The sequence below is a fragment of the Chitinophaga sp. RCC_12 genome, assembly GCF_041360695.1.
GTDB lineage: Bacteria > Bacteroidota > Bacteroidia > Chitinophagales > Chitinophagaceae > Chitinophaga.
The window spans coordinates 276,603-299,491 of sequence record NZ_JBFUPS010000006.1 but is presented as its reverse complement, the minus strand read 5'-3'; the positions used below and the strand labels follow the sequence as shown (position 1 = coordinate 299,491).

Sequence of the window (22,889 nt, the reverse complement as noted above, 5' to 3'; positions counted from 1 at the left end):
GTGTTACGTAAATTAACATATAAATGGATTTCAGGTTTAAATTGTACAGGGTTACCACGGCTATAGTATTGATGATATCCGGTATTTTCACATTCATGCTCTTGTCCAGCATACTTTTTCTGGGTACCAACTTCGGGTCAATTGTATTCCTGCTTTCTATGGGGGCCTGTTTTATTCATAGCGTTTTATCATTATATCTTCAGCGGAGCCTGTTATTACCGGAAATTCCGCTGAAAGAGAGTACGCCGGGTGGCATGAGATTTATGGGTACAATAGGGCTGATATTTTCTGTGCTGCTCATTTTGTCGGGATTAACCATATTGCTGGTTACGCCGGAGCAGATGAAGGCGGAGATCGACAATCTGCCGCCAGACCAGCAGGCGGCGGTTAAACAAACCCTGATAGCGCCGATAGGCGTTTTTCTGCTGGTGGTGGGAAGTTTGATCGTGTTGAATATAGGGTTATCGTTCCGGTATCTCCGCCAGTGGCTGCAACTGCAGGGCGGGAGGAGCGAAGAACATGAAGAATAAAAAACAGAGTTATGGAAAAGCGGGAGATAGCCAACAGGGATGATATCATATTACTGGTAAACAGTTTTTATGATAAAGTAAAAGCGGACGATCTGATCGGCTTTATTTTTAATGATGTAGCAAAGGTAGACTGGCCGCATCACCTGCCCATTATGTATAATTTTTGGGAAGGGATTTTGCTGGATGGCGGTAATTATAAGGGAAATGTGATGGATCCTCATTTTAAGCTGAATAAGCTGATCCCATTGGAGCCTGTATATTTTGACCGCTGGCTGCAACTGTTTGAAGCCACCGTCGCCGAAAGTTTTACGGGAGAGAAAGCCGCACTGGCAGTTACCCGCGCCCGGTCTGTAAAAGGGATCATGTCGTTTAAAATGAACCAGATCAATCATCCTGGTACCGGCAATCAAATTCCGCTCGTTAACCCGGGCAATAAACAATAAACCAATAAGTGTAGTATGCAACCATTAGCGGAGCGGTTAAGACCGGTAACGTTGGATGAACTGGTGGGGCAGGAACATCTTACCGGCAAGGACAGTATTTTAAGAAAAGCGATAGAGCAGGGAATGATTCCTTCCATGATTTTGTGGGGTCCTCCCGGTGTTGGAAAAACAACTATTGCCAACATCATTGCGCATACATTACAGGTGCCTTTTTATACACTCAGTGCTATATCGGCCGGGGTGAAGGAAGTGAGGGAAGTGATAGAAATGGCCCGGCGGCAACAGCATGCTGTGCTATTTATTGATGAGATCCACCGGTTTAATAAATCACAGCAGGATGCCCTGCTGGGCGCTGTAGAGAAAGGCATCATTACGCTTATCGGCGCCACTACCGAGAACCCTTCTTTTGAGGTAAATGCGGCGGTGTTATCCCGCAGCCAGGTGTATGTATTGAAACCTCTCGGCAACGATCAGCTGATGCAGCTGCTGCAACAGGCCATGGAACGGGATGAGTGGCTGCGCAGTAAAAATATTGAGATAAAGGAAACCAGCGCCCTGTTTAATATTTCCGGCGGAGACGCACGTAAACTGCTCAATCTTTTTGAACTGGTGGTGACTACTTTACGGGAAGATCCGCTTGTGATTACCGATAAAAAAGTAATGGACATCGCCCAGCAACGGGTTGCCATCTACGATAAAAAAGGAGAACAGCACTACGATATTATCTCCGCGTTTATCAAGTCCATCCGGGGCAGTGATCCCAATGCGGCATTGTACTATCTCGCCCGCATGATCGATGGTGGAGAAGATGTGAAATTCATCGCCCGCAGGCTGGTAATCCTGGCGTCGGAAGATATCGGCAATGCCAATCCCAATGCGCAGTTGCTGGCTACCAGCTGCTTCCAGGCCGTAAACCTGATCGGCTTTCCTGAATCAAGGATTATCCTGTCGCAATGCGTTACCTACCTTGCTGCTTCTGCCAAAAGCAATGCAGCGGTTGCTGCTATCAGCGCGGCGCAGTCGGTAGTCGCTAAAACCGGTGACCTGCCTGTGCCTTTGCATATCAGGAACGCCCCTACGAAATTGATGAAAGAAATGGACTATGGCAAAGGGTATGCCTATGCACATAGTTATGAAAACAATTTTGTTATACAGGAATTTCTGCCGGATGCCATCAAGGGAACGAAGTTTTATGATCCGGGAAATAACCCGCGTGAAAATGAATTGAGGAATTACCTGAAAAGTTTGTGGAAGGAAAAATATAATTATTAAAGATAAAGTAATAAAGACAAAGCGGCCTGTTCAGTTTGCTGAACAGGCCGCTTTGTCTTTATGCAGGCGTTACTTCCCGGATACTTCTCCGATACTTCTCGGATACTTCTCAGATACTTAGGAGTAGCGTATGTGTCGTACTCCCCATATAGTCCCCATACAGTCCCTATATAGTCCCCATACACTCACTATACACTCGTGATACACTCATGATACACTTCTCATACACTCCCTATACACTCCCCCTATTTAAAATGCAAAACACCTTCCTGGAAATAATAACTCACTTCAGCTGTTGAAATGAGGTTATCGAGGAAGTCCTGGAGTTTCTTTTGTTTGTTAATAACCCCTGTAAAACACTTCTTCCCTACTGCGGGGTTATCTATCACTACCTGTACATCGTACCAGCGCTGAAGGGTCAGTGCAATTTCGTGTACGGGCGTATTGTAAAATATGTATTGTCCTTTCATCCACGACAGCACCTGCCGCTCATCAAAAACAGCTACCTGTACAGGCGCACCGGCAGTAACCCGTGCCTGGTAACCGGGCTTCAATCCTACGGTTTGCGTGGATGTGCGCATATTTACACTTCCTTCCACCAGTGCAACTTTTACTGCTGCGGGATCATAGGAGTTGATATTGAAAGCGGTGCCCAGTACTTCTATGGCTGCGCCGCCGGGCAAATGCACGATAAAAGGCCGCGAAGCGTCTTTCGCCACCTGCAGGTAAGCTTCTCCCCTGATCTCTATTTCACGGGTGTTGCCGGTGAAGTTCACCGGGAAATGCGCGGTGGTAGCAGCATTCAGCCAGAGTACAGAGCTGTCAGATAACTTTACCTGGTAATCCATTCCGGTTGGAACGCTGATCGTACTCCATTGATTGCTGGCGCCCCCCTGCAGGGTTAATACCTTCCCATTGTTATGAAAGCGGGCATCTCCGGCTACAATAGCCTGGCTGCCGCTACCAGTAAGATCAATTTCTTTGCCGTCGTCAATTTTCAGCAGAATGGCTTTGGCCGGCGCTGTAGCGGCGATGGATTTTTGGTGAGTTGCTTCAGGCAATTTCAGGTACAGCAAAACAGCTGTTGCAGCGGCAGCAATGCCGGCTGCGATGCCGATGTACCGCGTAATCTTTTTTCTCCGTGTTTTTTTCAACTCATTGTTTAGGTTGGCCCATTCTTCGCGCGTATCCAGTTTCTCCATCATTACCTTGCCTTTGCCAACAGAGAAGAGCTGCTGCATTTCCTCCCACATCAGCTGTACATCTTCCTGTTCCGAAATCAGGCGCTGTAGCAACAGCTCATCTTCCGGATCAATATGATTGTCCAGTTTATCTATCATCAGGCTTTTTATTTCTTCCGCAGTATGGTCCATATATTTGAGCTCAAAGCATTTTCTTTCGTAAAAATTGCAGGGCGCGGGATAGTACTGTTTTAACAGTATTAATGCTCACCCCTAATTCTGCCGCTACATCATTACGGCTTTTCTTTTCTATATAATACAACTGGAAGATCCGCGCGGTTTTTGGCGGCAATTCCCCCATTACCTGTAATAAATGATCGGCCCTCTGCTGGTATTGCAAGGCCTGATCTTCGTCTCCGTGTACTTTTATTACAGCGGTATCCGACTGCACCGCATATTGATATCCTAATTCTTTCTGCTCGCGCGACTTCTCTGATTTTTTTAAGTTAAGACACCTGTTGCGGACGCTTTGGGTCAGGTATGCTTTTATGGATAGAATATCTTCCAGGTTTTGTTTATGCCACAGATCAATAAATATTTCCTGTACCACATCTTTAGCCTGCTGCTCATCCCTCAGCAGGTAAAATGCCTCCATTACCATTCTTCTGTAATGAACAGAGAATATTTCACCGAATGCTTTCTGGTTTTGTTCTGACATCTTATAGCAGCAATCTAACGAGGAACAGGTTGGAATTTCTTTTACAAACCTAAACAAAAAAAATATTCAAAACAGTATAAAAAATTTGTCACCCGTTACGGGCAAAAGTTGTCTATAGAACAAATTTCACGTACTTGAAAAACTGAACGTATGCCACATTATGTACGAGGTGCTTTTATTTTTCTATTGTCATGTTTTTACTTTATCCCGGCCAGTGGCCAATTGCCGTCAGACAAAATTTCATTGAATGTCAGGAATGTATCGTTAAAGGAAATTTTTAATCAGATTACCGCAAAAACGGGCTACGACTTATTTTACAGCAATCAGCAGATCAACGACCAGCAAAAGGTGTCGCTGAACCTGAAAGAGGCGGCTCTCCAGGAAGTACTGAAAGCCGTATTGGGAAACGGTTTTACCTGGCAGTACCGCGATAAGGTCATTTACATTAAAAAAAAGGAAGGTCTGCCCCCGGATTCCACGCGCAATGCGCCTGCATTAACGGATACTGTTATGCGTATTTCGGGGAAGATCACAGACCAGAAAGGCGTACTGCTGCCCGGCGCCTCCGTGAAACTGAAAGGTACCGATAAGGGTGGCGTTACCAATGAAAAAGGGGAATTTGACCTCCCAGATGTTACGCACGGTGCGGGGATACTGGTGGTATCTTATATCGGTTTTCAAAGCCGGGAAGTGCCCGTAAAAAACCGTTCGCAGATCAATGTAAGCCTGATGGGCGAAGGATCTACCCTGAACGACGTGCTGGTAATAGGTTATGGTACGGTGAAGAAGAAAGATGTGACCGCATCCGTATCCTCTATCTCAAAGGAAGCCATGTCGGAGCGAACATTGTTTTCCCTGGCAGACGCCATGAAAGGCAAAGCCGCCGGTGTGCAGATCACGCAGAACGATGGCACGCCCGGTTCTGAAAGCACCATCCGCATCCGCGGGGCCAGCTCCATCAGTGGCGGAAGCACCCCCTTGTATGTAATAGATGGGGTGATGCAGGAAAATGCCAATGATATTAACCCGGGAGATATTGAATCCATTGAGATTTTGAAAGATGCTTCCGGCACCGCTATTTACGGCGCCCGGGGCGCCAACGGCGTTATCATGATCACCACCAAAACCGGCAAGGCAGGAAAAACAGTGGTGGAACTGTACGCCAACACCGGTTTTCAGACACCCGGCCACCTGGTAGGCGTAATGGACGCTTCGGAGTACGCGCATGCCCGCTTCCTGGCTTCGGCCTATACTTACACGCCTGCAGATGCCACGGACCCAAATAAACCAGCCACGGAACTCACCGGCTATACCTATTACCGGGATGCACCATTAGGCAAATCTGCCGGTTTCTGGGGAGTAGCCACCGATGAAACGTATCACGACTGGTACAACTATAATAACCCCGATTCAACAAATACCGACTGGCAAAAGGCCATGTTTCAGAACAGCGCCATACAGGAATACCGTATTATCGCTTCCGGGGGCTCAAAAGACACGAAGTTTTCCTTTATGGGCGGTTACCTCAACCAGGGAGGACTGATCGTTTACAGCGGCTATGAGCGCTTTAACGGGCGGTTTAATTTTCAACAGAAACTATCACCCGCAGTAACCCTGACCAGCAACATTTCCGGCAGCCGGACGACCATCAACGGTTTTATCTCCGGTTCACAGAACGGCGGCATCACCTCCAACAGTGTTATCACCAGTATGTTCAGCCAGCAGCCGGTAAAGCCGCTGAGCTTTTCCGATATTGAAGATAATGAGGGCGTGGAAGGTTACATCAGCACCAATCCCTATTCGCTGGCAAAGAATGTCACCAATAAAAGGTCCAATGCAGAATGGGTAACGCGCCTGGCGCTGGAATGGAGCATTAACAGGCATTTCACCTTTCGTACAACGGCCAATTATTCTGCCGTAAATACCAATACAGATGCCTATTATCCCAAGAATACATCTTCTGGTGCCAAGTACGGCGGACGCGCCGTGCTGGCAAGAGGTGCCACTGATAAACTGATGAATGAAAACCTGCTGTACTATAAAGGCAATATAGGCAGGGACCACAGTATTAATATCATGGGGGGCGCCATCTTTGAACAGAATAAAGCGAGTCTTGTTACCGCCGAAAACCAGCATTACGATATAGAGTTGCTGGGACCATATGGCCTGGGAAACGGCACCGTACCGGTAATACCCACCTATAACATTACCAAATGGACGATGGCCTCTTTCCTGGGAAGGGCGGAGTACAGTTACCGCCAAAAATATATGGCCACACTTACCATGAGGGCCGACGGGTCTTCCCGCTTCAGTAAAGATAACAAGTGGGGCTACTTCCCTTCCGCCGCAGTAGCCTGGAGAGCCAGCGATGAAAAGTTCCTGAAATCCGTACACGCGATCAGTAACTTAAAGTTCCGCGCAAGCCTGGGACAAAGCGGCAATACGGCGATCCCGTCTTACCTGACACTATCTACGATTACTACCTACTTTTCCCCGATGGATGGTAACACCCCCGATTTTGGGGTAGTGGTGGAAAGACCTGAAAACGCTTCCCTCAAATGGGAAACCACTACACAGGTGGACGCCGGCATGGACCTCGGGTTATGGAACGATAAAGTAAATATTACGGCCGACTGGTACCTGAAGCGGACCAAAGACCTGCTGATACAACAAATTACGCCTGGTTACAGCGGTTACCGGAGTTCATGGAACAATCTCGGTTCCATCCAGAACAGCGGGTTTGAGTTTAATATCAGCTCTCCGCTGATTACCCGGGCGCAATTTGGCTGGAACCTGGATGCCAACATTGGCGTTAACCGCTCAAAGGCGGTGGAAATAGGACCGGATCTCGGTCTCGACCCTGCCGTGGTAGCCGGGATTGGTACCACCGCTATTATCAGGAACGGTCAGCCGATCGGGCAATGGTTCGGATACCAAACAAACGGAATTTTCCAGTCGCAGGCGGAAATAGATGCATCGGGGCTTACCGTGATCAACGGACAGGCTATCAGTAAAATACGGCCTGGAACGAGGAAGTTTATTGACCAGAACGGCGACGGTATCATTAATGCAGCCGACCGTGTGGTGCTGGGGCAGGGACAACCGTCCTTTACCGGCGGCCTCACTAATTCACTCCGGTACAAAGCATTTAATCTGAATGTGGTGGTGCAGTACAGTTATGGCAATAAACTGTACAATGCCAACAGGGTGGCAATGGAAGCCGGAAGGAGCACAAATAATATGTCGAAAGGATCCGTTAACGCCTGGCGTCCGTCTTTATATGATATGACATCAGGGGAACTGGTTGAAAAAGGGAATCCGAATAATAGCTACCGCATGCCCGGTAGCCCGGAAGAATTGCTGATGTTATCCGACTGGATAGAAGATGGCAGTTTTATCCGCCTGAGCGATGTAACGTTGTCTTATCATTTTACTGCGCGGAATGTGGGGAATATCACGCTTTTTGTAAGCGGTAAAAATCTCTGGATCAGCACAAAATACTCCGGGTATGATCCGGAGGTAAACACCCGCCAGGGAGGTTTCGGGGACCTGATGCCATCATTGGACTACGCCTCCTATCCACGCTCCAGGGTATACTCATTCGGTTTAAAAGCTCAATTCTAAATGGTTATGAAATCAGCTATTATACTTGCATGTACAATCGTACTTTTTTCTTCCTGTAAAAAATTTCTGGAAGAAAAACCGCAAACACAATATACCACCGATAACTTTTTTGTTGACAAGTCCACACTGGACGCAGGAATTGTAGGAATGTATTCTTCCGCAAAAGACCTGTTTGGCGTATATACCAATACCCCGCTGTTCATGACAGAAATAGGTACAGATGAAGCCATGTTCAAAGGAACTTCCGGCGTACGCTTCAATTTCGACCGCTATACTTTTTCTGTAAGCGAAGGATCGATCTATGAATACTGGATCAGGCACTATGAAATTGCGGCAAGGGCTAACATTGTTATTGATGCTGCCGCTAAAGTTGCCACTATCTCTGATGCCGACAGGAAAGTGATTACAGGAGAAGCCCGTTTTATCCGCGCCTTTGTGTACTTCCGGCTGGTACAGGCTTTTGGGGATATTCCCATCATAGAGACGCCGATCAGCGGGAAATTTGATTACGGTCTTCCCAGAAGACCCCTTAAAGAAGTGTATGACTTCATTCTCAGCGATCTCACCTTTGCTGCCCAGGATGGGGTATTAACAACCCAAAAAACAAACGACGGACATGCCAATCAATGGGCCGCCAAAACGCTGCTGGGCAAAGTATATCTCACCATGGCTTCTGCAAAGGAAACTGCGCTTACCAAACAAACGGGCAAAGTGGATGGCTACAAGGATATAACGATGGATGTAAAAGTGTTGTATGCAAAAGCCTGGGAAGCGTTGAAGGACGTGAAAGATAACAGTGGTGCCGATCTGCTGCCGGTGTACGGAGATGTGTTCAAAATTGAGAATAAAAATGTGAACAGGGAATCGTTGTTTGAATTGCAGTTCAGTCCGGTCGTGCCTTACGGCACACAGTGGACTAAAGAATATGGGATGGCCTACACCGGTGGCACCGTGAACGGTAATCCACTTTATTACACCAATTCCATGGCCGGCGTGAATAACCTGGTGTATGTGCCAAAGTTTTATACCTACTACAAGAAAACGCCGAAAGACGTGGATTATGATAAAAGAAGGGTATGGAACCTTTCCGATTCCATGATCAATGTGGCGAATAATGCACCGTCTAAATTAACGTATATCTGGGCTTCGCCCTACTCGCCGGATGCTTACAACCAAACCATCCTGGGGCGTTGCGGCGTTACCAAATACCGCTGGGGGGCTTCCTGGCAAACCACTTCGCAATACCTGTATTCCAATTGTCCCAACAATGTGATTGTGCTGCGCTTTGCAGATGTGTTGCTGATGTTTGCGGAAGCGGATTATAAAATGAACGGGACCATTTCTGCAGAAGGGCTGGCTGCGATCAACAAAGTGAGGCAACGCGCCCGCGGACTGGATGCCAGCGGTGTTCCCGTTACCGCCGCACAAACGCCGGGCTTTAATGATTATACTGCTGCAGATATTACCACCGATGAAATACTGATGGAACGCGCCAGGGAGCTTTGTTTTGAATTTCAACGCTGGTTCGATCTCGCGCGCACAGGCAGGTTTGAGGCATTCCTGAAAAAGAACCGGGATCCCGGCAATACGAAAATTGTAAATACAGCCACCAGTTTTGATCCGGCAAAGCATTACCTGTTTCCTATTCCACAATCTGAAATAGACTTGTCTACCAACAAAGCAAACTTTAAACAAAACCCGAATTACTAAAATGAAAGTAAGAAGCGTATTAATCAAATGGGTCATTGGAATGATCTTACCATTTTCTGTTTCCGCCAACAGTATGGCGCCGGCTGAATATGATGTGGTAGTATACGGCGGCACCGCATCCGGCGTAATGGCGGCGGTTACAGCGGCGCGTGAAGGGCTTAAAGTAGCCATACTGGAACCAAAGAAGCATCTCGGCGGCATGGTCACCGGCGGCCTTTCTGCGACTGATCTCGGTCGTAAAGACGTGATCGGCGGATATGCGAAGGAAGTATACCAGCGCTGCGGTAAGTATTACGGTCTCACTGATACGGTGGCCTGGTTTCCTGAACCGCATGTAGCCGAAAAAATATTAAACGATATGGTGAAAGAAGCCAACGTGACGGTATTTTTTAATCACCGTTTGAAAGAAAAGAACGGCGTTAAAAAGAAAGAGGGAAAAATAACCGCGATTACCATGGAGAACGGCGCTTCTTTTTCTGCCAAAGTATTTATTGATGCCACCTATGAAGGCGACCTGATGGCGTTTTCAGGCGTATCGTATATCGTGGGCCGGGAAGCACAGAGTTTGTACGATGAGTATTCTGCCGGTATCAGGGAAGGCTCCGGCACCAGGAGCGCTTTTGAAAACGGGAAATTATTGCCTGGCATCCAGCCAACACCTCCGGGGCCAATAGGCGCGGGCGATAAGAAAACCCAGTCTTATAACTTCAGACTTTCCCTTACCAACAATAAAGCGAACCAGGTACCTTATCCTAAACCGGCCACATATGATCCTGCCAGGTACATTGAACTTTATTATTCAACTATGGATGCCATTGAAAAACTGGGCGCTGCGGAAGCCGCTGCAAAGTTGTTTCCCGGTATGGGAAAAATACCCAACAGTAAAGTAGATCTTAACATGGCAGATTATGTTGGCGGTAACTGGGACTATCCTGATGGTTCGTATAAGCGCAGGGCGGAAATATGGCAGGACCATATTGATTATGTAGCGGGGTATGTTTATTTCCTGGCAAATGATCCACGTTTGCCTGCCGAATTCAGGAATGTGTTTAATCAATGGGGATTGTCGAAAGATGAATTTGCAGATAATAATAACTGGCCTTATGAGTTATATGTGCGTGAGGCCCGTCGCATGACCGGTGATTGGGTGATGACACAGAAAGATGTGATTTCGGAAATGCAGAAACCAGATCCTGTTGGCCTGGGCTCCTATGGCCTGGATGTGCATCGTGTACAGGGTTACGCCGACAGTAAAGGCCGTCTCAAATATGAAGGTGGGTTACAACGTACCGAACCTGAACGGATGAAGCATATTCCTTACCAGATACCTTACCGCGTGCTGTTGCCAAAGAAAAAAGAAGCCAGCAATTTACTGGTAACCGTGTGTATATCGGTAAGTCATGTGGTATATGCCACCATCCGGATGGAGCCGCAGTATATGATCATGGGGCAGGCAGCAGGCGCAGCGGCGGCATTGGCTGTTAAGGAAAATAAAGCCGTGCAGGATGTGGATACGAAAGTATTGGGTAATAAATTAATAGCACAGGGAGCAAAGCTGGAGTCGAAAATAAAGCAACTTAGCGACTTGCCTGCACCAGCGTCAATAGACTAAAAATGCGAGTATTTATCTTTTTATTGCTGTTCTGGCTGCCGGCCCATGCTGGCTGGTGGCCAGGGCAAAAAGCACCGCGGTCAATTGTAATTGCTGCCATAAAACATAGTTCGGATATACGTGAAATGAACCTGGCGCAGTCTGTTGCCGGGCTGGCTGCACAGGCGCTGAATGAAGGCACTGGCGATGAAGGCGTGTGGATTGAAACATCCAATCCCGGCTACAGCGTTTATTTTCATTCACTGGTAGCAAGATTAAAAGCTAAAGTGCCGGGTACGTTTACTACCTGGCAACTGGTAGAAAGATACAAAGCCAGGGGAATTATCAAAGGTTACATCCTTTATGACTTCAGCAGAAATGATAACTCCATTAACCTGGCTACTATTTACGCCGCCCTTAAAAAAGGGGTGCTGATAGATATTACACAGGAAGCCATGGCCAGCAGTAAGGGGCTGAAAAAATTATATGATGCCACCAAAGCTGATGTTAAGGAAGCCAGCCTTCTTGCCTTACTGCCGGAGCTGAATCCCCATGCGCTGGTGATTGCCAACCCGGCTTATTCCAATAACAGGGATTACGCGATTGCGCAGAAAACTATGGTTTATTATGGCGTGGATACTATTTTCCAATCCATTATCAGGTGGGTAAAGCCGCTTTCTCCGGTAATAGGATGGAATAAAGGAGAAGAATTTAAACACGTAGCACCTTGCACCCGCTGGGGTTTGATTAATACTGCTTCGGATTGGTGCATGAACCTGGCGTTGTTATCGATTTCGCCGGTAAATAAATTGCCGCAGGTCCGTTCTATTGATCCCCGGAACATCAACTGGCAGGAACAGCTAAACTATCATGCCTTTGTAATGAGCGATGGCGATAACATGCAGTGGACATTTGGCAATTTTCTACACAACAAAGACTATTGGAGTAACCCTTATAATGAAGATATCCCGATGTCTTTTACCACTTGTGTGCTCAACCTTGCCCAGGCGGGGAGCGATGTGTATACCTGCCTGGCGAACTCCCAGCCCAAACACAACTCCATAGTGGAGTATGGCGCCGGCTATTATTACCCGGATCTCTTTGCCAGGTCAAGACCGGAACCAGCTAAGCTGCTCCGGGAATATGCCGGTATGATCAACACGCAGATGAAAAGAACCGGCGCAAAAGTTTTCGGATTTATCTGTAAAGATGTTTCGGGTGAGCAGGCGTTGGAAGCCTACAGGATCTATGCGGAAGAAATAGAAGACCTCACCGGTATGATAGCCGTGCAGTATTCGCCTTATAATGGCGGTTATGGAAAAGTTTTCTGGGTGAAAAATAAAAAAGGAACAGAGATACCTGTCGTTACCTGTAAATACCAGCTATGGGCCAACCTGAGCAAGCAAGGCTCCGGTGATCCGGTGCAGCTGGCAGGCTGGATAAACAACGACAACGCATCATCTTCTTCAGGAAGCAAACAACTGAACTGGACCATTGTGCATGCCTGGTCGCATTTCAGCGACAGTGCCACACATCATTCCATTGTTACTAAAGATAAAAGCATTACTACCGCCCAACGCGGCGTAACACCGGTTAAATGGACAAAGGACCTCCTTGATAAAGGAACAAAGGTTGTTTCCATTGAAGAACTTTTATGGCGGATCAGGATGCAGCACAATCCTGTCGAAACCCATAAAGTAGCCGGTATTCACCAATAATCAACTACACATTATGCAAAAGAGTACAAGGGCAGGCCAGCTGCTTTCCATCCCGGTGATTGTAGCGGCGTTGGGTTATTTTGTTGACATCTACGATCTGCTGCTGTTCAGCATTGTGCGCATGCCGAGCTTAAGAGCCCTGCACGTGGCAGAAAGTGAACTGATGGAAAAGGGCATTTACCTGATCAATATGCAGATGGCGGGAATGTTGCTCGGCGGAATTTTTTGGGGAGTATTGGGAGATAAAAAAGGACGGCTGTCTGTATTGTTTGGTTCCATCCTGTTATACTCGGTGGCCAACATCCTGAATGGTTTTGTGACTACAGTTGATCAATATGCCCTGTTGCGTTTTATCGCAGGGATAGGGCTGGCGGGGGAACTGGGCGCCGGCATTACTTTGGTGGCGGAAATACTGCCAAAGGAAATACGCGGTTATGGTACCGCCATAGTGGCGTCAGTGGGCGTGCTGGGAGCAGTGCTGGCCTATTTTATAGCAGACCTTTTCGACTGGAAGATTGCTTATTTTATTGGCGGCGGATTGGGATTGGCATTGCTTGTACTGCGGTTTAATGTATTTGAATCGGGTATTTTTAAAGAAGTAAAAAAAGCACAAAGATCACGCGGTAATTTCTTCTCCTTATTTTCTTCCGGTAAAATATTTTTTAAATACCTGAGATGTATTATGATCGGGTTACCTATCTGGTTCGTGATCGGGATCCTGATTACTTTTTCGCCGGAGTTCGGAAAGGCGATTGGTCTTACTACAGCTGTGGAAGCAGGAAAAGCAGTGATGTTCTGTTATATCGGGCTTTCGCTGGGAGATATGAGCAGTGGCTTGTTAAGCCAGTATTTAAGAAGCAGGAGGAAAACGGTGCTTATTTTTGTGATGCTTACCTGTGCGGCGATAGTTGTTTACTTAAGTCAGCGGTCGCAGAGTATTGTTGTCTTTTATTCACTGTGCGGTTTGCTGGGATATGCCATTGGTTACTGGGCGTTGTTTGTAACGATTGCCGCAGAACAATTTGGTACCAATATGCGGGCAACGGTGGCCACTACGGTTCCCAATTTTGTACGTGGCAGCGTGAATATTTTTACGCCTGCATTCCTGTTGCTGAAAAATCATTCAGGCGTTACCGTTGCTGCGGGTATGGTGGGCATTGTTACCATTATACTTGCGCTGCTGGCAGTATGGAAGATGGAAGAAACATTTTCCAAAGATCTTAACTACACAGAATAAATTATTATCTCTTCAAAACATATATAATGAGGAAGAAAAACTTTCTTTTACTGGCGGGTCTTATTTTTTCGATGGCTGCAAAGTCGCAGGAAACGTATGATATATGCGTGTATGGCGGCACCTCCGGTGGTGTAATAGCGGCTTATACCGCAAAGAAAATGGGGAAGTCGGTATTGCTGATTGAGCCGGGTAAGCACCTTGGCGGTATGTCATCCGGCGGTCTGGGGTACACTGATATCGGCAACAAGTATGCGGTTACCGGTTTGGGTATTGATTTTTACCGCAGGGTAGGCAAACATTACGGGCAGTTTGAGTCGTGGATATTTGAGCCGCATGTGGCAGAGGATGTATTTATGCAGTATATCAGGGAAGCGAATGTGCCGGTGCTTTACCAGTCGAGGATGGTGGCGGCGGTAAAGGAAAATGGTTTTATTAAGGAGATCTCAGTGGAGAACACAGCGACTCCATCGAAGCAACAAAAACATATCCGTGCAACCGTGTTTATTGATTGTTCCTATGAAGGTGACCTGATGGCAAGGGCCGGTGTATCTTATACGGTAGGAAGGGAATCTTCCGCTGTTTACAACGAATCGTACAATGGCGTGCAGGTGCAGCCTCCTGCTACACCGCAGCATGGCAACCAGGTACCCGACGGTGTAGACCCGTATAAGATACCCGGCAATCCATCCAGTGGCTTGCTGTGGGGCATCAGCAACGCCGCGCTGGCGCCCATAGGAAGCGGCGATAACCATGTGCAGGCTTATAATTTCCGGATCTGTTTAACCGACGACCCTGCTAATCTTATACCTATTACCCGCCCGGAAGATTATGATTCCAGCCGGTATGAAATATTGCCCCGCTATATAGCAAAGCTCACTACACCTAATGATATCCGGGAGATCCTGAAATTTGACCTGATGCCTAATCATAAAACAGACATCAACAATGGTGGTGGCTTTTCTACTGATATGATAGGCAGGAATTGGGAATACCCGGACGGGGATTACGCTACCAGGGAAAAAATCCAAAAGGAACATGAACTGTACAACAAGGGGCTGCTGTATTTTATCGGGCATGATCCCCGTATACCGGACAGTGTGCGCCGGTTTATGCTGAACTGGGGATATCCTAAAGATGAATACGCTGATAACAACCACTGGAGCCCGCAGATGTACATCAGGGAAGCCCGCAGAATGCGTGGCGTATATGTAATGACGCAAGCTAATTGTGAGCGGAAGGAAGTGGTAACGGATGGTATAGGGATGGCCGCATATGGTATGGATTCTCACAATACCCAGCGTCTTGTTATTAACGGGATGGTAAAGAATGAGGGAGATGTGGAAAAAGGCGGCGCCGGTCCGTATCCTATTGCTTACCGGTCGCTGACACCGAAAGAGAACGAATGTAAAAACCTGCTGGTGCCTGTTTGTTTATCTGCCAGTCATATTGGTTATGGTTCTATAAGAATGGAACCGGTATTCATGGTACTGGGGCAGTCCGCTGCGGTAGCTGCTGCGTTTGCGGTTGACGGGCACACCACGGTGCAGCAGGTAGATGTAAAAAAGATACAGACATTGCTGGCTGCCAATCCGTTGATGAATGGCAGTACACCAGAGATCCTGGTGGATAATGACGATGCTGCCCATGTGGAAATCACCGGTAAGTGGTCGCTTAAAAAAGGAGGCACTTACGGTCCTTCTGCTCTTTATTCTTCAGAAAATGACCAGCCTAAGTCCGTGAAATTTATACCGGAAATAAAGGAGGGTGGAAATTATGACATTTACACTTATGTGTTGCCGCGGATAAATAATGTATCTCCCGCTACCAAAGTAATGGTATTTGATGGCAAACAATCCAGGGAGATAACTATTGTTAAAGAGAAGGTGATTGTAAACGGTCAGACCAGCGGTGAATGGGTACATTTAGGGAAATTTAATCTGCCGGCAGGCAAAAAAGCCGGCATCACTATTTCCAATAAAGAAGCGGGTGGCGTGATTGTGGCAGATGCCGTATTACTGGTTCCCGGAAGATAGGATGCTTATACTACTCTCTTTCTTTATCTAAAATTTCAAATGATTGTTCTATCCTTTCGCCGTTTTCATCTACCAGTGTAATAATATGTTTCCCGGCTGCGGGGTGTAGCGCCATCTGGTGAAACTCGGTGGTAGCGCCTATGAAGTTGTTATCGAGGTGCCAGAATATTTTAGTGGCATTGTTCCGGTGAGTGGCGGTAAAGATGGTTTGACCAGGCTTTCCGTCGATTTCAACGGGTACGAATATACGCGCCCCTGGCCGGGGATAGATCAGCTCCATAGGCGCCTTATCCTGTCCCAGTGAGGCGAGGCAATCCGGCTTATACGGCGGCAACTGTTGATAATAGTTTTTGCTACGGTAGTAATACTCCTGAGAAGGAGGCAATACAAACCAGGATTTATGTTGCATGAGCGAGGGGGATTCGCAGGCTTCTGTTACGCGCCACTGGCCGGTTCTGTCGAGATGTACCAACTGGTGGTACGGACATACGCCTGCCCTGATCCCGGCGGCGGGGACATAAATGGAATCTTTTTCATCGCATAGTTCGCCTGCACGGAACCCGCTTTTGCGGCATACTTCAATTTTTTTCAGGTGCTGATAAGGCGTGTTAAACCAGCCGCTGGTATGCAATAAACGGAAAACATCAAAGAGAATGGGTGCGGCGGTGGATACGCCTATCAGGCCCGGTCGGCCTTCTCCGTCGGCGTTTCCTACCCATACGCCTACTACATATTGTGGCGTTACGCCAATTGCCCATCCGTCGCGGAAGCCGAAGCTGGTGCCTGTTTTCCAGGCGATACGCTGGGAAGAGGAGAACTGCTGCCACAGCAATTCTTCGCCCGGCCGCATCACTTCGGTCATCGCCTGAAAGGCGTACCAGATGGAGCCTGCATCCAGCAGGCCGTCTTTACTCAATCCGTATTTCGACTGGCGTTGGATATTAAGCCGGTAATTGGGAGGATGAATATCATCCATATCGTACCTGCCTTTATATTGATCCAGGTGTAGCAGTGTACGGGCCATGCTGGCATACATACCGCACATTTCCCACAGGGTGGTTTCGCCGCCGCCAAGGATCAGTGACAAGCCATAGTGATCGGCTGGTTTATTGAGGGTGGTGATGCCCATTTTTTGCAGCAGGGAATGAAACCGTTCGTAGCGGTATTGCTGCAACATGCGCACGGCGGGGATATTGAGGGATCTTGCCAGCGCACGGGAGGCAGGGACCGCGCCATCGTAACCGAGGTCAAAGTTTTGCGGCGAATAGCCGGCTATCTGCGTAGGAATATCGGGGATCAATGTATTGGGCAATATGAGGCCATCGTTGAGCATGGCGGCATAGAGTACGGGCTTTAATGTACTGCCCGGACTTCTTCTCGCCTGTACAATATCCACATGACTTTCCAGCTCGGGATCTGAAGGATGATAAATGTTTCCTACATACGCGAGGGTGTTGCCGGTTTCTACGTCCAGTACCAATACAGCTGCATTGTTGATGCCGTTGGCCTTATAAGCATTGTGATAACGTTCGGCGATGGCGGTGGCGTTATGTTGCAGGTCGGCCTGCAGGGTTGTTTTGATGCGGGTAGGTTCGTCCGTTTGCTGTTGCAGGTAATCACGGCGGAATAAATCCAGCAGGTGCGGCGCTTCCTGTGGCAACGGTAAGGGCTGATCCGGCAGGGGTTCTAATTTCGCCAGCTGGCAGGTGATGCTGTCGATGGTGTGCTGGTGATATAATTTATTCAGTAGTTGATTTCGTTTATTCAGCAACGTTACCCGGTTACGGCCGGGATGTACCAGCGCCGGGCTGTTAGGCAGCACCGCCAGCGCGGCCATTTCGCCCCAGGACAATAAATCGGCCTTACGGCCATAATACCGCCAGGCGGCGGCTTCCAGTCCAACTACATTGCCCCCGAAAGGTGCATTGGCAGCATATAAAGCGATAATTTTCTTTTTAGAGGCCGCAAATTCCAGCCGGGTAGCCAACACCGCTTCCATCATCTTTTGCCAGATATTGCGGGGCTGATTGCGCGACAAGCGTATTACCTGCATTGTGAGGGTGCTGCCACCGCTTACGACTTTTCTGCCACGGGCATTTTGATTAATAGCCCGGCCTATGGCGATAGGATCTATGCCCCAGTGATAATAGAAACGTTTGTCTTCATATGCGACGATACACTTTTCAAATTTATCCGGCACATGCGCATTGTACGGAAACCGCCATTGGCCATCCGGTGCAATGCTGGCGTTCAGCAGATCGCCGTTGCTGTCTTCCAGCACATAGGAGGTTGGGCTGGTAAAGAGTTGTTTGGGTAAACAAAAATAATAGGCGATCAGGACAACAGCGGCGGCTGCGAGCCACCACTTTTTTTTGATGCACCATTGTTTAAGGATATCAGGCTTCATTATTTTTTTATGCGCGTTCAAAGATAAGTTAACTTATTGTTTTGAACGGGTGGTATATCTGGTGCTCAGGATGTGATCACAGGTTGCTCTCTACACATTACTTCTGCCCCTCTTCACCTTTAAAATCCTTGATGGTCTTTCCATCATAACGATACACTCCGTTTACAGATCCAAACCAAATACTTCCATCGTTGGCTTCCAGAATCCCAAAGAACATTGGGTTATACGTTATTTCGGTTACCGTTGGCCCCTGATCAGGCAAAGACTTTTGATCATACCGGGAAAGTACCCAGGCTTGATTGGGGAGGAACTTTCCGTCGTACCTGGGAACTGCCAAAGCCTGGCTATGATCCCTTTCTGAACTAGTCCAGATATTGCCTTTTTTATCTTCGATGATATAACCAACAAACTTTTGCGTGAAATTGGCAAATGTACTGCCATCATAGCGCCAAAGACCATCAGACCCGCCAAGCCAGATATTACCTTTTTTATCTTCGATTATAGAACGAACATTCTTAAAAGGTTTATTCTCATGGGTAAAAACGGAGAATGTTTTTCCATCATACACGAAAGTATTACCTCTTGTAGCAAACCAAAACTTACCTGTTTTGTCTTCAATAATAGCAGTAACTTCATAAGGGGGCCTCTCCGGAAAAGTTTTCCCTGTCCGGTCTTCATTCATCGCATCTCCATTGATGATATAATTCCGGAAGGATTTTCCATCGTAACGGCTTGCACCTCCAAAAACACCGAACCAGATGTTGCCTTTTTTATCTTCATAAATGCTCCCAACATCATTGTTAAGAAGTCCATCCCTGGTGGTGAAATTTTGAAAGGATTTCCCATCATAATAATAAACACCTGAACCAATAGAGCCGAACCACAAGTTGCCTTTACGATCTTCCAAAACAGAAAAAAAACGGGCCGGACTCACTTTAGTGGTAATATTGGTAAAAGATGTTCCATCGTATCGGAAAATCCCCTCCCAGGAGGCGATCCAGATGTTGCCCTTTCTATCTTGCATGATATTTCGGGTGATGGTTTTAGGTCCGGTTTTAGTTTGTCCGTAGGAGACATTGAAGATGCCTGCCATAATAAAGACGACAAGGAAGATTGTCTGAATAATTGTTTTGTTAAATTTACGCATCATTACGTCAATTTGTTATTGATAATGTATTTATATTGTATCAACCAGGTTGTCTTTCTGGTGGGCAACCAGGTACCACGATTTCGCCTTTGCGGGGGAATAAATTATTCCTGTCACCAGCATGATAACCGGGCTCGAAGTTGATCCGGCGAAATTAGTTTGATATCTTTCAGCACAGGGCGTTTGGATTGTAAATAGAATTGTAAACTTTGTAAATAATAACTTTACACTATGCACCTTAGTCAAAATCTCCTCCTGGGGAAACGCAAATACCTGTTGGGACTGATACTATTCCTGTTTGTCTCCGTCATCTGCGTGGCTTTCATGATGGGTGGAAGTGACGATTTTGATATTTCCAGAAGGGAGGTTTTACTTCGCCGGATCGGGCATGAACTACTTTTACAGTCGGGCGACAGTACGTCAAGGGTGCTCCCGGTAAAAAAGATCGCTGAAAATGAATACCGGATCACGTTTGAGAATGAGCTTACTTTTCAACCGGACTCCCTGGTGAATACCACCCGGCGTTTGCTGGCCAAAGACCCGCTCGCACGTGATTATGTTGTTAATGTGCTGAACTGTAGCAACTCCAGTGTAGCCTATGGATACGCTATCTCCAAAAATACAAAAGATGATATTGTAACCTGTATGGGAAGAAAACAGCCCAGGGCATGTTACATGATCAATGTTAAATTCAAACCGGCGGGTATAAATACTGCAAAGAATGGATATCTCCTGGGCAGCCTGCCATTTTTAGCAGTTGTTGGTTTTCTTTTTTTGAGATCTGTTAGGCCGCGGAGAGCTTTACCTGAGAAAAGAGCTTTACCAGGGGATGATCAGGATACCGGCATAATTACTTTAGGTTCGGTTTTGTTTGATGCGAAGAATCGTAAGCTCACAATAGATGGAAAGACGATAGACTTAACCGGAACTGAAACCCGTGTACTCCAAATTTTCGCGTTGTCGCCCAACGAGACTATAGAGAGAAGCCGGCTGCAGAAAGAGATATGGGAAGATGAAGGTGTTATTGTAGGACGTAGCCTGGATATGTTCATATCAAAGCTTAGAAAAAAACTGGAATTTGATCCGAATATCAAAATTGTGGTTATCCGTGGAAAAGGATATAAGCTTGAAGTTAACTCTTAAGAAGAATTCTCTCACCCATTTTCTCTTACCCGGGAATTGTTAAAACAAAAAAGCCCTGCATAACTGCAAGGCTTTTTTTCTAAGTCGGGGCGGCAGGATTCGAACCTGCGACCTCCTGCTCCCAAAGCAGGCGCGATACCGGGCTACGCTACGCCCCGTCTCCGACGCTGTGTAGCGGGATGCAAATGTAGGAAATAAATATCCACAAAAACAAATCCTGCTGAAAAAAACTTCAGTGATGATATTCATTTATTGACAGGCGTGCCAGAAAGTATATCCCTTACCGTTAGGCCGGGTAACAAACGGAATACGGGAATACTGATGCCGTATTTATTGCACAGTTCTTTAATACTCCGGTCAATAAGTTCCGCGCTGTACCTGGAGGAGAAATGTCCGAGGATCAGCTGCTTTACGCGGATATGGCTTACCATATCCATCACTTCTTCCAGTTTGCTGTGCTTATTCTTATGCGCTACTATTTTCACATCCCCTTCACTGGCGAGAAAGGTAGCTTCATGGATCAGGATTTCGGTGCCATCCCAGCGTTCCATATCCTGCACAGGCGTATCGCCCGAATAGCCAACCAGGTTGGTTCTTATTTCCATTGTGGTGCTTTCTTTTCCTTGCTCCATAATGATTTGCCGGATCGTTTCCGGGGGAAGCGCTGCCAGTTCCGGCTTCACTTTTTGTTTCACCTGCATTACCTTATAGCTCAGGCTCCGGATGATGTGCGCATCAGTAGTTACATGTTCGTTACGCACAGGAATAACCACTACATCGTCTTTTACCCATATTTCATCACCCGGTGCTACCGCCCTCCATTGTGTACCGGCAATATGAGGATCAAATTTTTTGGAGAATGCTTCCATCGCCGGAAAAGAACTGCTGTCCCTCGGATAACAGATTACCGGCAGTCCATCCCGTGCATTCAGCTGGTTCAGCTGTAGCAGGCCCGTTAAATGATCCCTGTCTGCATGAGAAATAAATACATAATTGATCTTCCTGCTTTTTTGCAAAAGCGCTGCCGTTAATCCATCTCCCGCATCCATTAAAATACCCAGTTCTTCCAGGAAGTACCAGGTGGAAAATAAGGCGGTAGAGTAGCCTGATATCGTTAGCTTCATCAGTAGTTCTTAGTTATGTTATAAAGATAGACATATTTCACAGACTCTCCACCAGTAAGTATAACGACAAATCTGATATGGTTAAAATAAACAAAACTGAATCTGTTTTATTTGCCTTTTATAGCTGAATTTTACGGTCTCAATATTTGTTCTATGATGCAGATAATTAACAGTACGCCGGAAGATATCGATGTAATCTTTAGTCTTTATGAAGCCGGCACACAACTTCAAAAGAAAATTGCACAGAAGCACTGGGAGGGATTTGACCAGGCGCTGGTGGAAACAGATATCCGTGAAAAGAGGTTATGGAAAATAATGGAGGACGAACGGATTGCCTGCATCTTTTCTCTTACGTTCCAGGATCCCTTTATCTGGAAAGAGAAAGATAAAGATCCGGCTATTTACATTCACCGTATCGCTACTCATCCGGACTTCAGGGGCAATGGTTATGTAAAGCATATTGTACAGTGGGCCAGGGAATATGCAGTAAGTATCGGGAAAAACTATATCAGGATGGATACCGGCAGCGGCAATGATAAGCTGAACAATTATTATGTAAGCTGTGGCTTTAACTACCTTGGCGTGGTGGCGCCGGTGGCGAGTGATGAGTTACCTGCGCATTATAAGGGGGGTACTTCCAGCTTGTTTGAAATAGTGCTGTGAGGCGGTATGAGAGTATACATAATTAAAAAAGGCTTTCCGTTTACGGAAAGCCTTTTAAATGCTAAGTCGGGGCGGCAGGATTCGAACCTGCGACCTCCTGCTCCCAAAGCAGGCGCGATACCGGGCTACGCTACGCCCCGAAATCCCTTCTTAGTCCGCATCTTCTGCATTAACAGCTGCCCTTGCGGCAATACCTTTGCTTCAATTGCGGAGTGCAAATGTAGGAAAATGTTTAACATAAAAACAAATTTTTTTAACAAAAAGACGCAAAATATAATAGAATGCCCTGCTACTCTGGATTACACGAGGTGACAATTTTCTCAAGAAAGTAACAAACCTGTGAAATAA

Annotated in this window: 16 protein-coding genes and 2 tRNA genes; 11 read left to right on the top strand and 7 right to left on the bottom strand. The window is 46.9% G+C overall.

Annotated elements, in window-relative coordinates; genetic code table 11:
* The first annotated feature begins 23 nt into the window (after nt 1-23).
* From AB6805_RS19555 to AB6805_RS19545, 3 genes are read left to right on the top strand one after another with little or no spacing between them, the layout of a single operon-like run.
* Nucleotides 24-530: a hypothetical protein gene (locus AB6805_RS19555; protein ID WP_370911130.1), complete on the top strand. Its 507-nt coding sequence runs from the start codon at nt 24-26 to the stop codon at nt 528-530.
* An 11-nt stretch (nt 531-541) separates the two neighbouring features.
* The gene (locus AB6805_RS19550; RefSeq protein WP_370911129.1) at nt 542-973 is read left to right on the top strand and encodes a group III truncated hemoglobin; all 432 of its coding nucleotides are present in this window, start codon (nt 542-544) and stop codon (nt 971-973) included.
* A gap of 15 nt (nt 974-988) precedes the next feature.
* Nucleotides 989-2,245: a replication-associated recombination protein A gene (locus tag AB6805_RS19545; protein WP_370911128.1), complete on the top strand. Its 1,257-nt coding sequence runs from the start codon at nt 989-991 to the stop codon at nt 2,243-2,245.
* A 245-nt stretch (nt 2,246-2,490) separates the two neighbouring features.
* Here the strand turns inward: AB6805_RS19545 and AB6805_RS19540 are convergent, their stop codons facing one another.
* Together AB6805_RS19540 and AB6805_RS19535 are read right to left on the bottom strand one after the other, a co-directional pair.
* Nucleotides 2,491-3,618 carry a FecR family protein gene (locus AB6805_RS19540; protein WP_370911127.1) on the bottom strand — a complete coding sequence of 376 codons (1,128 nt, stop codon included), beginning with the start codon at nt 3,616-3,618 and terminating at the stop codon, nt 2,491-2,493.
* 10 nt (nt 3,619-3,628) lie between these two features.
* Entirely contained in the window at nt 3,629-4,144 is a 516-nt protein-coding gene (locus AB6805_RS19535; RefSeq protein ID WP_370911126.1) for an RNA polymerase sigma factor, read from the bottom strand.
* Between the two features lie 150 nt (nt 4,145-4,294).
* Between AB6805_RS19535 and AB6805_RS19530 the strand changes: the two genes are divergently transcribed.
* The 6 genes from AB6805_RS19530 to AB6805_RS19505 are packed head-to-tail and all read left to right on the top strand — an operon-like array spanning nt 4,295 to nt 16,057.
* Complete coding sequence (locus AB6805_RS19530; protein ID WP_370911125.1) at nt 4,295-7,768, top strand: TonB-dependent receptor; 3,474 nt, start codon at nt 4,295-4,297, stop codon at nt 7,766-7,768.
* A 6-nt stretch (nt 7,769-7,774) separates the two neighbouring features.
* On the top strand, nt 7,775-9,478 hold the full coding sequence (locus AB6805_RS19525) for a RagB/SusD family nutrient uptake outer membrane protein (protein WP_370911124.1): 1,704 nt from the start codon (nt 7,775-7,777) through the stop codon (nt 9,476-9,478).
* A 1-nt stretch (nt 9,479) separates the two neighbouring features.
* Complete coding sequence (locus tag AB6805_RS19520; protein WP_370911123.1) at nt 9,480-11,090, top strand: FAD-dependent oxidoreductase; 1,611 nt, start codon at nt 9,480-9,482, stop codon at nt 11,088-11,090.
* A 2-nt stretch (nt 11,091-11,092) separates the two neighbouring features.
* Nucleotides 11,093-12,787 (top strand): hypothetical protein, encoded by a 1,695-nt coding sequence (locus tag AB6805_RS19515; RefSeq protein WP_370911122.1) that lies wholly within the window; start codon nt 11,093-11,095, stop codon nt 12,785-12,787.
* Nucleotides 12,788-12,800: 13 nt separating this feature from the next.
* Nucleotides 12,801-14,024: an MFS transporter gene (locus AB6805_RS19510; RefSeq protein WP_370911121.1), complete on the top strand. Its 1,224-nt coding sequence runs from the start codon at nt 12,801-12,803 to the stop codon at nt 14,022-14,024.
* A 26-nt stretch (nt 14,025-14,050) separates the two neighbouring features.
* Nucleotides 14,051-16,057 (top strand): FAD-dependent oxidoreductase, encoded by a 2,007-nt coding sequence (locus AB6805_RS19505; RefSeq protein WP_370911120.1) that lies wholly within the window; start codon nt 14,051-14,053, stop codon nt 16,055-16,057.
* A gap of 10 nt (nt 16,058-16,067) precedes the next feature.
* On the opposite strand, the gene pbpC is transcribed toward AB6805_RS19505, so the two are convergent.
* Together pbpC and AB6805_RS19495 are read right to left on the bottom strand one after the other, a co-directional pair.
* Nucleotides 16,068-18,464 carry a penicillin-binding protein 1C gene (pbpC, locus tag AB6805_RS19500; protein ID WP_370911119.1) on the bottom strand — a complete coding sequence of 799 codons (2,397 nt, stop codon included), beginning with the start codon at nt 18,462-18,464 and terminating at the stop codon, nt 16,068-16,070.
* Between the two features lie 97 nt (nt 18,465-18,561).
* Nucleotides 18,562-19,611 (bottom strand): two-component regulator propeller domain-containing protein, encoded by a 1,050-nt coding sequence (locus AB6805_RS19495; RefSeq protein ID WP_370911118.1) that lies wholly within the window; start codon nt 19,609-19,611, stop codon nt 18,562-18,564.
* A 231-nt stretch (nt 19,612-19,842) separates the two neighbouring features.
* Between AB6805_RS19495 and AB6805_RS19490 the strand changes: the two genes are divergently transcribed.
* Nucleotides 19,843-20,754, top strand: a complete 912-nt coding sequence (locus AB6805_RS19490) for a winged helix-turn-helix domain-containing protein (protein ID WP_370911117.1) — start codon at nt 19,843-19,845, stop codon at nt 20,752-20,754.
* Nucleotides 20,755-20,838: 84 nt separating this feature from the next.
* Here AB6805_RS19490 and AB6805_RS19485 read toward each other — a convergent pair.
* A tRNA-Pro gene (locus AB6805_RS19485) sits at nt 20,839-20,912 on the bottom strand.
* A gap of 87 nt (nt 20,913-20,999) precedes the next feature.
* Nucleotides 21,000-21,878 (bottom strand): MBL fold metallo-hydrolase, encoded by an 879-nt coding sequence (locus AB6805_RS19480; protein WP_370911116.1) that lies wholly within the window; start codon nt 21,876-21,878, stop codon nt 21,000-21,002.
* A 153-nt stretch (nt 21,879-22,031) separates the two neighbouring features.
* Between AB6805_RS19480 and AB6805_RS19475 the strand changes: the two genes are divergently transcribed.
* Complete coding sequence (locus AB6805_RS19475) at nt 22,032-22,541, top strand: GNAT family N-acetyltransferase (protein WP_370911115.1); 510 nt, start codon at nt 22,032-22,034, stop codon at nt 22,539-22,541.
* A gap of 66 nt (nt 22,542-22,607) precedes the next feature.
* Here AB6805_RS19475 and AB6805_RS19470 read toward each other — a convergent pair.
* Nucleotides 22,608-22,681, bottom strand: a tRNA-Pro gene (locus AB6805_RS19470).
* Between the last annotated feature and the right edge of the window lie 208 nt (nt 22,682-22,889).